Origin of the sequence: Streptomyces sp. NPDC052236, assembly GCF_044548015.1 — a bacterium.
In the GTDB taxonomy this organism is placed as follows: domain Bacteria; phylum Actinomycetota; class Actinomycetes; order Streptomycetales; family Streptomycetaceae; genus Streptomyces.
In genome coordinates this window covers 281723-292699 of sequence record NZ_JBIUBL010000003.1, presented here as the reverse complement: position 1 = coordinate 292699, position 10977 = coordinate 281723, and the positions used below count along the sequence as shown (strand labels likewise).

Here is a 10977-nt window from a genome sequence, read left to right as displayed (position 1 = left end):
AGGGGCCGACCCTGAGCAGGCCAGTGGGCAACCTGCCCCTGACGCGACGTACGAACGCGCGCTAGGCTCCCCGGAACAGTGACGTTACTGATCAGTAAGAGGGAGCGGTTATGCGGCTCGGTATCAACCTCGGCTACTGGGGCGCGGGGATGGACAGCGACAATCTCGCCGTCGCGAAGGAGGCCGACGCCCTCGGCTACGACGTCTGCTGGGCCGCCGAGGCGTACGGATCCGACGCCCCCACCGTGCTCGCCTGGATCGCGGCCCACACCGAACGTATCGACGTCGGCTCCGCGATCATGCAGATCCCGGCCCGCCAGCCCGCCATGACCGCGATGACCGCCGCCACCCTCGACTCGCTCTCCGGCGGACGCTTCCGGCTCGGCCTCGGCGTCTCGGGCCCGCAGGTCTCCGAGGGCTGGTACGGCGTCGCGTTCGACAAGCCGCTCTCCCGCACCCGTGAGTACGTGGAGATCGTCCGCAAGGCGATGTCGCGCGAGCGCCTCAGTTACGAAGGCGAGCACTGGACCCTCCCGCTGCCGGGCGGCCCCGGCAAGCCGATCAAGCTCACCGTCCACCCGGAGCGCGAGCACATCCCGCTCTACATCGCCGCGATCGGCCCGAAGAACCTTGAGCAGACCGGCGAGATCGCCGACGGCGCCCTGCTGATCTTCCCGTCCGCCGACCACATCGAGGACACCGCGATCAAGTATCTGCGGGCGGGCCGTGAGAAGGCCGGAAAGACGATGGAGGGGTTCGACGTCTGTCCGACTCTACCGCTGGCGGTCGGCGGGGACAGCGAGGACGAGGTGCGGCGGCTGGCCGACACGTTCCGTCCGTACACCGCGCTGTACGTCGGCGGCATGGGCAGCCCCAAGCAGAACTTCTACAACCAGCTGGCGCAGCGCATGGGTTACGAGAAGGAAGCCGCCGAGATCCAGGAGAAGTACCTCTCCGGCGACAAGCAGGGTGCGGCTGCCGCCGTCCCGCAGCAGCTGATCGACCAGACCACGCTGCTGGGATCGGTGGAGCGGATCGCCGAGCGGATGCGGGCGTACGCGGTGGCCGGTGTCACCACCCTCACGCTTGCCCCGGCGGGCTTCACGCTCGACGAGCGGCTCGCGGCGCTGCGTACGGGCACCGAGGCGCTGGAGCGTGCCGGGCTCGCGTAGCCACCGCCGCCGACACCGCCACCGGCTCCGACACCGCCTCCGCCGTCCCCCATTCGGCGGAGATTTGCCGCATACAGGTTGCCTCCAACGCCGCGCCGGAATTGACTATTTCTTTGCGACGCTCTCACGGAGGTGGCAGTGATGCTCTCGGCTCGTAGTCTCTTCCAGGAAATCCTTGACGACGACGGTTCCTTCCAGCTCTTCTGCTCCATCGCGGCCAGCGGTGAGGCCCAGGGGGGCTGGGAGAACGCCCGTATCGCCGCTCTCGTGCCCGAGAGCATGCGCGACCTCGCCCCGAAGATCACCCGGCACGGCGCGGACGAGGACAAACACGGCCGGCTCTTCAACGCCCTGCTCAAGAAGCGCGGACTCGCACCGGTCGACGTCCCGCCCGACACCGACTACACGATGCTGCTGGAGCGACAGGGCATCGGCCTCGCCCACGAGAAGCTGCGCCGCGACGAGCCGCTGAGCGAAGAGGACATCGTCGTCTACCTCTCGCACAGCAGGGTCACCGAACAGCGGGCCGCAGGCCAGATGGACATGCTCGTGAAGTACTTCGGCGACCACCCGGAGATCGGCAGGGCCATCACCATGATCTGCGACGACGAGGACAACCACCTGGCGTACTGCCACGAGGAGCTGCTCCGGCTGGCCGCCGAGGGACACGGCCGTACGATCCAGCGGGTCCTGCGCGAGAGCGCGCTCGCCGAGATCAAGGTCTACCGCGATGTGAGCCTCGCCGTGATGGCCCACATGGGGCGGCTGTTGCACTGGCCCAAGGCCAAGTCCGCGGCGCTGGCCGCCGGTATCCACGCCATGTACGCGTACGAGCGGTTCGGCGGCTGGCACCGGATGGTCAGCCTGCGGATGCCGGAGCGCCGGGGCGCCCTCGACGGGCCGGTCACCGAAGCACCCGCGTTCTGATTCGGGTGATCAGAGCCAGCCGCGGCGCTTGAACAGCCGGAAGAGCCCGAAGACGGCGGAGGCCATCAGCGCCAGCAGAGCCGGATACGCCCACGTCCACCCCAACTCCGGCATGTGCTCGAAGTTCATGCCGTAGATTCCCGCGAGCATCGTCGGGACCGCCGCCATGGCCGCCCATGCCGAGATCTTCCGCATGTCGTTGTTCTGCCGCACGCCCATCTGCGCGAGGTGCGCCGACAGGATGTCCGACAGCAGCCGGTCCAGCCCCTCCGCCTGCTCGTTCGCACGCGCCAGATGGTCGCTGACGTCCCGGAAGAACGGCTGCGAGTGCTCATGCACGAACGGCACGCCGTTGCCGGCGAGCCGCTCCATCGGAGCCGACAGCGGCCCGGCGGCGCGGCGGAACTCCAGCACCTGCCGCTTGAAGGTGTAGATCCGCGCCGCGGTGTTGTTCGCGTCGCCGCCGCCGGGTGCGAAGACCTCGGCCTCCAGCTCCTCCAGGTCCACCTGGAGCTCCGCGGCGACATCGATGTAGTGGTCCACGACCGCGTCGCTGATCGCGTACAGCACCGCCGTGGGCCCGTGCTTGAGCACCTCGTGCTCGGCCTCCAGCCGTCCGCGTACGGCGCGCAGTGGCGCGCCCTCCCCGTGCCGGACCGTGACGACGAACGAGTCGCCGATGAAGACCATCAGCTCGCCGGTGGTGACGGTGTCCGATTCCGGTTCGTAGACAACCGGCTTGAGGACCGCGAACAGCGAGTCGTCGTACACCTCCAGCTTGGGGCGCTGATGCGCGGTGAGCGCGTCCTCCACGGCCAGCGGATGCAGCCCGAACTCGCTCGTGACAAGGTCGAACTCCGCCTTCGTCGGCTCGTGCAATCCGATCCAGAGAAACGCGTCACCGTTCGCCCGGGCCTCGTCCAGGGCATCGGAGAAATCGGCGGGGCCGTCGGTGCGGCGCCCGTCTTGGTAAATGGCACAGTCCACGATCACGGCGCGCATTCTTCCCTGCCCGTGGCCCGGGCGCACCCCCCGCCCCCCGGGCCGCTTAGGCTGATCGTCATGGCCACGCTGATCCTCGTACGGCACGGACGTTCCACCGCCAATACCGCGGGGGTGCTCGCAGGCTGGACGCCGGGCGTCTCCCTGGACGAACGCGGCACGGCGCAGGCCGCCGGGCTGCCGGAGCGGCTTGCCGCGGTGCGGATCGCCGCCGCCGTCACCAGCCCGCTGGAGCGCTGTCTGCAGACCATGCGGCCGCTGCTGGACGCGCGGCCGGAGCTTGAGCTGCGGACCGACGAGCGCATCGGCGAGTGCCACTACGGCGACTGGTCGGGGCGCAAGCTCGCGGAGCTCGCCGATGAGCCGCTGATGGAGGTGGTGCAGAGGCATCCGTCCGCGGCGGCGTTCCCCGGCGGGGAGTCGATGCGGGCGATGCAGGCGCGGGCCGTCGACGCCGTACGCGACTGGAACGAGCGCATCGACGCGGCGCACGGCGAGGACGCGGTGTATGTGATGTGCTCGCACGGAGACATCATCAAATCCCTGGTGGCGGACGCACTTGGCATGCACCTCGATCTCTTCCAGCGGATCCACGTGGACCCGTGCTCGGTGACCGTGATCCGTTACACCCGTACCCGCCCGTTTCTGCTGCGCCTCGGTGACACCGGGGACTTCGGCTCGCTGGCGCCGCGTGAGAGCGGCGGGGCCGGGGCGGCGGAGGCGGGGGCGGCCGGGACCGGAGTGGTCGGGGCCGCGGTGGTCGGGGGCGGCGCGGGCGCTTCCTGATCGTTCCGTGATCGCTCCGTGATCGCTCCGCGCAGTAGGGTGGACGGGCCGAAAAACCCGTACACCCGCACGACCACGTCCGTAATCTCAAGGGAGACAGAAACGTGCCCCGTCAGGTGTTCCTCTACGATCCACCGGACCGCTTCGTGGCCGGTACGGTCGGGCTGCCTGGGCGCCGTACGTTCTTCCTGCAGGCCTCGGCGGCGGGGCGGGTCACCAGCGTCGCGCTGGAGAAGACCCAGGTGGCAGCGCTTGCCGAGCGGATTGACGAGCTGCTGGACGAGGTAGTACGCCGTACCGGGGGCAACGCGCCGGTGCCGGCCGTGGCGCCCGGCGACGTGGTGGACACCGCGCCGCTCGACGCGCCGGTCGAGGAGGAGTTCCGGGTCGGGACGATGGCGCTGGCCTGGGACGGCGAGGAACAGCGCATGATCGTCGAGGCGCAGGCGCTCGTGGAGCTGGAGGCGGAGTCCGAGGAGGACCTCGCGGAGGCCGAGGAGAGGCTGCTCCAGGACGAGGAGAACGGTCCGCCGATGCTGCGCGTACGGCTGAGCGGAGCGCAGGCAAGGGCCTTCGCCAAACGCGCGCTGGACGTGGTGAACGCCGGCCGGCCACCGTGCCCGCTGTGCAGCCTGCCGCTCGATCCGGAAGGACATGTATGCCCGCGCCAGAACGGATACCGCCGGGGCGCGTGAGCGCGGCGGCCCCGGTCGACCCTCTGCTGGTGCTGACGGAGGGCCAACTCGCCGTGCGCGGACGGATTCGCGAGGCGTCCAACGCGGTGCTGTACTGCTCCGCCTCGTACGAGGGCGAAGAGGTCCACTGCGTCTACAAGCCGGTCGCGGGGGAGCGACCGCTGTGGGACTTCCCGGACGGGACGCTCGCGCAGCGCGAGGTGGCGGCGTACGAGCTGTCCGAGGCGCTGGGGTGGGGCCTGGTGCCGCCCACGGTGCTGCGGGACGGCCCGTACGGCGAGGGCATGGTCCAGCTCTGGATCGAGACGGACCCGGAGGCGTCGCTGCTGGCTCTTGTGGAGACGGAGGAGCCGGAGGAGGGGTGGAAGGCGATCGGCTTCGCGGAAGTGGGAGAGGGCCGCACGGCGCTGCTGGTCCACGCGGACGACGAGCGGCTGCGGCGGCTGGCGGTACTGGACGCGGTGATCAACAACGGCGACCGCAAGGGCGGGCATCTGCTGCCGACGGCGGCGGGCCGGCTGTACGCGATCGACCACGGGGTCACGTTCAACGTGGCGGACAAGCTGAGGACGCTGCTGTGGGGCTGGGCGGGGGAGCGGCTGCCGGGGGAGGCGACGGAGGCACTGACGGCGCTGACGGCATCGCTGGTGGCCGGCGGCCCGCTGGCCACCCGACTGGGGGAACTGCTGACGCTGGCGGAGGTGGAGGCGGTACGGGGGAGGGTGAAGGCCCTGCTGGAGTCGGGTCGGTATCCGGTGCCGTCGGGGGAGTGGCCGTCGATTCCCTGGCCACCGGTATAAGCCCCGGTCCCGGGGCCTCGGCCCCAGGTTGACGCCCCGCGTCCGTGGGGTGGCGCGCGGATTTGCGGGGTGACGGGGGTACACCTGGCGCGGGCCTCGGGGTGACGGCCCCGGGTCGGCTGGGGTGCGTCGGGGTGGCGGGGGGTCCGCGTGCCCGGGACCTAGGGGGCGTGATGCCCCCGGGCTCCAGTGCTCAGGTTTCGGGGCGTGCTGGGCCCGCGCCCCGTGGGGGCGCCGGCTTCGTGGCGCGTGAGTTTCCGTTCGCCGAGGGATGTTCGGCCCTCGGCGCGAGGATGTCCTGGCGGTGTCGCACCGTCCGTCCCAGGGCCTGCCTGCGGGCGGACAGGCGGTGTCCGGGCCCCGCCCGCCAGACGGACGGGACCCGGCCGTGCGCGCCCCGTGGGTGCGCAGGCTTCGCGGCGCCTGTGTCCGGCGCGGGTTGCGTGATGTTGGGCCCCACGGCGTGTTGGGTCCCGCCCCCGGGCCACGGGTAGGGGAACTCGGGGACTGACGCCCCGCGCCCCGTGGGTGCGTCGGCTTCGCGGTGCGTGAGTTCCCGTTCGCCGAGGGGCGTTCGGCTCCGCAGCGCAGGTGCTCCGCCCTGCGCGAGCCCGTAGCCCCGTGGAGGCGTCTGCCTGCCGGCGAAGCCCGGTGCGCGGCCGGCTGATGTCCCGCCCGGGCCCAGGGCAGGGAGACGCCCGCAGGGCCCGCCTGCGGGCGGACAGGCGCCGCCAAGGGCCCCGGGCGGTGGCAGTCCGCACGAGGCCCCAGCCTGCCCCAGCCGCAGGCGTTACCCGTGGTCCCGGACCGGCGAACCAGCCAAGCGCGTCATCCGGTTCGTATGTGGAACATCCATCCGGTTAGGCTCATGACATGCATGCCTGGCCCGCTTCTGAGGTCCCCGCCCTGCCTGGCAAGGGCCGCGACCTCCAGATCCACGACACCGCGACCGGTCGTCCTGTGACCCTCGACCCCGGTCCCGTCGCCCGTATCTATGTCTGCGGCATCACGCCGTACGACGCGACCCACATCGGTCACGCGGCGACCTACAACGCGTTCGACCTCGTACAGCGCGTGTGGCTCGACACGAAGCGGCAGATTCACTACGTCCAGAACGTCACCGACGTCGACGATCCCCTCCTCGAACGGGCCATCCGCGACGGGCACGACTGGACCGAACTCGCCGAGCGGGAGACCGCTCTCTTCCGCGAGGACATGACCGCTCTGCGGATGCTTCCGCCGCAGCACTACATCGGCGCCGTCGAGGCGATACCCGGCATCGTGCCGCTCGTCGAGCGGCTCCGGGACGCCGGAGCCGCCTACGAGCTCGAAGGCGACGTCTACTTCTCCGTGGAAGCAGACCCGCACTTCGGGGAGGTGTCCAACTACACCACCGAGGTGATGCGCGCCCTGTCCGCCGAGCGCGGCGGCGACCCCGACCGCCCCGGCAAGAAGAACCCCCTCGACCCGATGCTCTGGCAGGCCGCCCGTGAGGGCGAGCCCAGCTGGGACGGCGCCACCCTCGGCCGTGGCCGGCCCGGCTGGCACATCGAGTGCGTGGCCATCGCCCTGGACCACCTGGGGATGGGGTTCGACGTACAGGGCGGCGGCTCCGATCTCATCTTCCCGCACCACGAGATGGGCGCCTCGCACGCCCAGGCGCTCACCGGCGAGCACCCCTTCGCCAAGGCCTACGTCCACGCGGGCATGGTCGCGCTCGACGGCGAGAAGATGTCCAAGTCCAAGGGCAACCTGGTCTTCGTGTCGGCGCTGCGCCGTGACGGGGTCGACCCCGCCGCGATCCGGCTCGCGCTGCTCTCGCACCACTACCGGGCCGACTGGGAGTGGACCGACGCCGTGCTCGAAGAGGCGGTGGAGCGGCTCGGGCGCTGGCGCGCGGCCGTCTCGCGGCCCGACGGGCCGTCAGCCGACGCCCTGGTGGAGGAGATCCGCGGCGCTCTCGCGAACGACCTCGACGCCCCCGCCGCGCTCGCCGCCGTGGACCGCTGGGCCGTACGCCAGCAGACCGCCGGCGGTACGGACGAGGGCGCGCCCGGCCTGGTGTCCCGCGCCGTCGACGCACTGCTGGGCGTAGCGCTGTAACCCATTAACGACCCAACCAACCAACGAAGTCGGGGCGGCGCCCCTGAGGGTGCCGCCCCGACTTCATACCCTCGTACGTCACTCCTCCGATGAATCGTCCTCATCGTCGGTCCCGGCATCGGTCCCAGTCTCCGGCTCCGTGCGCGGCGGCAACGGCGGCCGCGGCCGCCCGCTCGACGTGTCGCGCAGATACGTGCCGCTGCCCTCGCTCCCGTCGGTCGCATGCGGACCGCCGTCGCGCCGCCGCAGATACCGTTCGAATTCGCGCGCGATCGCCTCGCCCGACGCCTCCGGCAGCTCCGCCGTGTCCCGCGCCTCCTCCAGCGTCTGGACGTACTCCGCCACCTCGCTGTCCTCGGCGGCCAGTTGGTCGACACCCAGCTGCCACGCCCGCGCGTCTTCCGCCAGTTCGCCCAGGGGAATGCGCAGCCCGATCAGATCCTCGAGGCGGTTGAGCAGCGCCAGCGTCGCCTTGGGGTTGGGCGGCTGCGACACATAGTGCGGCACCGCGGCCCACAGACTCACCGCGGGCACACCCGCATGGGTGCACGCCTCCTGGAGGATGCCGACGATGCCCGTGGGCCCCTCGTACCGCGTCTCCTCCAGATCCATCGTCCTGGCCAGATCCGGATCCGACGTGATCCCGCTGACCGGCACCGGCCTGGTGTGCGGAGTGTCGCCGAGCAGCGCGCCCAGGATCACCACCATCTCGACGCCCAGTTCATGGGCGAAGCCGAGGATCTCGTTGCAGAACGAGCGCCAGCGCATGGACGGCTCTATGCCGCGGACCAGCACCAGATCGCGCGGCTTGTCGCCGCCGACGCGGACCACGGAGAGCCGGGTCGTGGGCCACGTGATCTTCCGTACCCCGCCGTCCAGCCACACCGTGGGCCGGTTGACCTGGAAGTCGTAGTAGTCCTCGGCGTCGAGCGCCGCGAACACCTCGCCCTTCCATTCCCGGTCCAGGTGAGCGACCGCGGTGGAGGCGGCGTCGCCGGCGTCGTTCCAGCCCTCGAACGCGGCCACCATGACCGGGTCGATCAGCTCGGGTACGGCCTCGAGCTCGATCACCCAGTGCCTCCTTCCGAAGTTCCCTTTCGTACGCCCCAACCTTACGGCTTACCCGGTGTCTCTCCGCAGCCCCCTCGCATGCCCGGGTGAACTTCCGCGCTATCGGGCATACGTCGGACAGCGAACCCACCCAATCGGCGATAGACCCGAGCTGTGGGGATTTTTTTCGTCCGGGCCCTGGACCTTTCCGCGTGTGCGGCGCTATACATGCGGAATACATCGGATGACTAAGAGGTCCGATGTCTTCTGCCGGGGGTGCGTGCATGAGTCAGACGGTGACCGAGTTCGAGGTCCATGATGTCCGGTTTCCCACCTCGGAACAGCTCGACGGCTCGGACGCCATGAACCCCGACCCGGACTACTCGGCCGCCTATGTGGTGTTGCGCGCGGCCGACGGGGCCGAGGGGCACGGCTTCTGCTTCACCATCGGCCGAGGCAACGATGTCACCGCCGCCGCCATCGAGGCGCTGCGCCCCTATGTGATCGGACGCCCCGCGCCCCGTACCGCCGCCGACCTCGCCGCGCTCCACCTCGACCTGACGCATGACTCGCAGCTGCGCTGGCTCGGCCCGGAGAAGGGCGTCATCCACATGGCGGCGGGCGCGGTCATCAACGCCGCCTGGGACCTGGCGGCGAAGCGCGCCGGGCAGCCGGTGTGGGAGTTCCTCGCCGCCATGACCCCCGAAGAGCTCGTCTCGCTCGTCGACTTCCGCTATCTGACGGACGCGCTCACCCCCGAAGAGGCCCTGGCCATCCTGCGTACCGCCGAACCCGGCAGGGCCGAGCGGGCCGCGAACCTGCGCGAGCGGGGCTACCCCGCGTACACCACCTCGCCCGGCTGGCTCGGCTACTCCGACGAGAAACTCGTCAGGCTGGCCAAGGAGGCCGTCGCCGAAGGCTTCACCCAGATCAAACTCAAGGTCGGCGCCGACATGGACGACGATCTGCGCCGGATGAAGCTGGCGCGCGCCGCCGTCGGCCCTTCGATCCGTATCGCCGTGGACGCCAACCAGCGCTGGGACGTGCCCGACGCGCTGCGCTGGATGACGGCACTGGCCCCGTACGAACCGCACTGGATCGAGGAGCCGACCAGCCCCGACGACATCCTCGGCCACGCCGCCGTCCGCGCCGGACAGCCCGTCAAGGTCGCCACCGGCGAGCATGCCGCCAACCGCGTCGTGTTCAAGCAACTGCTCCAGGCCGGGGCCGTCGACTTCGTCCAGATCGACGCCGCGCGCGTCGCCGGCGTCAACGAGAACCTCGCGATCCTGCTGCTCGCCGCCAAATACGGCGTCCCGGTCTGTCCGCACGCGGGCGGGGTAGGACTGTGCGAGCTCGTACAGCACCTGGCCATGTTCGACTACGTCGCAGTCTCCGGCAGTTGGGAGGGGCGGGTCATCGAGTACGTCGACCACCTCCACGAGCACTTCAGCGACCCGGTCGAGATCGAGTACGGGCGCTATGTCGCGCCGCGCGCGCCGGGCTTCTCCGCCCGCATGCTTCCCGAGTCGATCGCGTCCCACGTCTACCCGCACGGGCCCGTCTGGCAGGCCCGCCGTACCACCGAGGAGGCCGCCACATCATGACGGGAACCACGAGGGACCTCAGGGACTTCGATGGGCTGTCCGCCCTGGTGACCGGTGGCGCCTCCGGCATCGGCGCCGCCGTCGCGACGCTCCTGCTCAGCCGCGGCGCGCGGGTCGCCGTACTCGACCTGGAGACCGCGGGCGCGCCCGACGGCGTACTCGCCCTCAAAGCCGACGTCACCGACGACGCGGCGGTACGCGCGGCGGTCGACCGAGCGGCGAACGAGTTCGGCGGACTGCACACCGTCGTCTCCAACGCGGGCATCGGCGCCATCGGCACCGTCGCCGACAACCCCGACGAAGAGTGGCAGCGCGTCCTCGACATCAATGTGCTGGGCATGGTGCGCGTCGCCCGGCACGCCCTGCCGCATCTGCGCCGCGCGGCCACCGAGCGCCCCGGCCAGGTCTCCATCACCCAGACCTGCTCCATCGCCGCCACCGCCGGCCTGCCCCAGCGCGCCCTGTACAGCGCCAGCAAAGGCGCGGTCCTCTCCCTCACCCTCGCCATGGCCGCCGACCACGTACGCGAGGGAATCCGCGTCAACTGCGTCAACCCCGGCACCGCCGACACCCCGTGGATCGGCCGCCTGCTCGACCAGGCGGACGACCCCGCCGCCGAACGCGCGGCCCTCGAAGCCCGCCAGCCAACGGGACGGCTGGTCACGGCGGACGAGGTGGCCGCTGCCGTCGTCTACCTCGCCAGTCCCGCCGCGGCGGCCGTCACGGGCACGGCGCTCGCGGTCGACGGCGGAATGCAGGGACTGCGCCTGCGCCCCACGAACTGAGTTCCCACTGAGTTCCCGCTGAGCCGAGCCGACACCATGAAGGACGGGAC

General features: G+C 70.9%; 10 protein-coding genes. 8 read left to right on the top strand and 2 right to left on the bottom strand.

Annotated features, from left to right (window positions below):
• Positions 1–110 precede the first annotated feature (110 nt).
• Both ACIHCQ_RS08285 and ACIHCQ_RS08280 read left to right on the top strand, forming a co-directional pair.
• Complete coding sequence (locus ACIHCQ_RS08285; RefSeq protein ID WP_399659015.1) at positions 111–1172, top strand: LLM class F420-dependent oxidoreductase; 1062 nt, start codon at positions 111–113, stop codon at positions 1170–1172.
• A 141-nt stretch (positions 1173–1313) separates the two neighbouring features.
• Positions 1314–2099: a ferritin-like domain-containing protein gene (locus ACIHCQ_RS08280; RefSeq protein ID WP_399659014.1), complete on the top strand. Its 786-nt coding sequence runs from the start codon at positions 1314–1316 to the stop codon at positions 2097–2099.
• Between the two features lie 9 nt (positions 2100–2108).
• Here the strand turns inward: ACIHCQ_RS08280 and ACIHCQ_RS08275 are convergent, their stop codons facing one another.
• Entirely contained in the window at positions 2109–3101 is a 993-nt protein-coding gene (locus ACIHCQ_RS08275; RefSeq protein WP_399659012.1) for a magnesium and cobalt transport protein CorA, read from the bottom strand.
• A 60-nt stretch (positions 3102–3161) separates the two neighbouring features.
• Here ACIHCQ_RS08275 and ACIHCQ_RS08270 point away from each other — a divergent pair, with 60 nt between their 5' ends.
• The 4 genes from ACIHCQ_RS08270 (at position 3162) to mshC (ending at position 7485) form a co-directional block, all read left to right on the top strand.
• Positions 3162–3887: a histidine phosphatase family protein gene (locus tag ACIHCQ_RS08270; RefSeq protein ID WP_399659010.1), complete on the top strand. Its 726-nt coding sequence runs from the start codon at positions 3162–3164 to the stop codon at positions 3885–3887.
• Between the two features lie 104 nt (positions 3888–3991).
• A complete protein-coding gene (locus ACIHCQ_RS08265; RefSeq protein WP_399659008.1) occupies positions 3992–4582 on the top strand; it encodes a DUF3090 domain-containing protein in 591 nt (196 codons plus the stop codon).
• Positions 4546–5382 (top strand): SCO1664 family protein, encoded by an 837-nt coding sequence (locus tag ACIHCQ_RS08260; RefSeq protein ID WP_399659006.1) that lies wholly within the window; start codon positions 4546–4548, stop codon positions 5380–5382. The genes ACIHCQ_RS08265 and ACIHCQ_RS08260 overlap by 37 nt, the downstream gene beginning before the upstream one ends.
• Before the next feature lie 873 nt (positions 5383–6255).
• Complete coding sequence (gene mshC / locus ACIHCQ_RS08255; RefSeq protein WP_399659004.1) at positions 6256–7485, top strand: cysteine--1-D-myo-inosityl 2-amino-2-deoxy-alpha-D-glucopyranoside ligase; 1230 nt, start codon at positions 6256–6258, stop codon at positions 7483–7485.
• A gap of 78 nt (positions 7486–7563) precedes the next feature.
• On the opposite strand, the gene ACIHCQ_RS08250 is transcribed toward mshC, so the two are convergent.
• Positions 7564–8556 (bottom strand): PAC2 family protein, encoded by a 993-nt coding sequence (locus ACIHCQ_RS08250; RefSeq protein ID WP_399659002.1) that lies wholly within the window; start codon positions 8554–8556, stop codon positions 7564–7566.
• A gap of 263 nt (positions 8557–8819) precedes the next feature.
• On the opposite strand from ACIHCQ_RS08250, the gene ACIHCQ_RS08245 reads away from it, so the two are divergent.
• Both ACIHCQ_RS08245 and ACIHCQ_RS08240 read left to right on the top strand, forming a co-directional pair.
• Positions 8820–10142, top strand: coding sequence for an enolase C-terminal domain-like protein (locus ACIHCQ_RS08245; protein ID WP_399659001.1), 1323 nt, complete (start codon positions 8820–8822; stop codon positions 10140–10142).
• On the top strand, positions 10139–10927 hold the full coding sequence (locus ACIHCQ_RS08240; protein ID WP_399659000.1) for an SDR family NAD(P)-dependent oxidoreductase: 789 nt from the start codon (positions 10139–10141) through the stop codon (positions 10925–10927). The genes ACIHCQ_RS08245 and ACIHCQ_RS08240 overlap by 4 nt, the downstream gene beginning before the upstream one ends.
• Positions 10928–10977 lie beyond the last annotated feature (50 nt).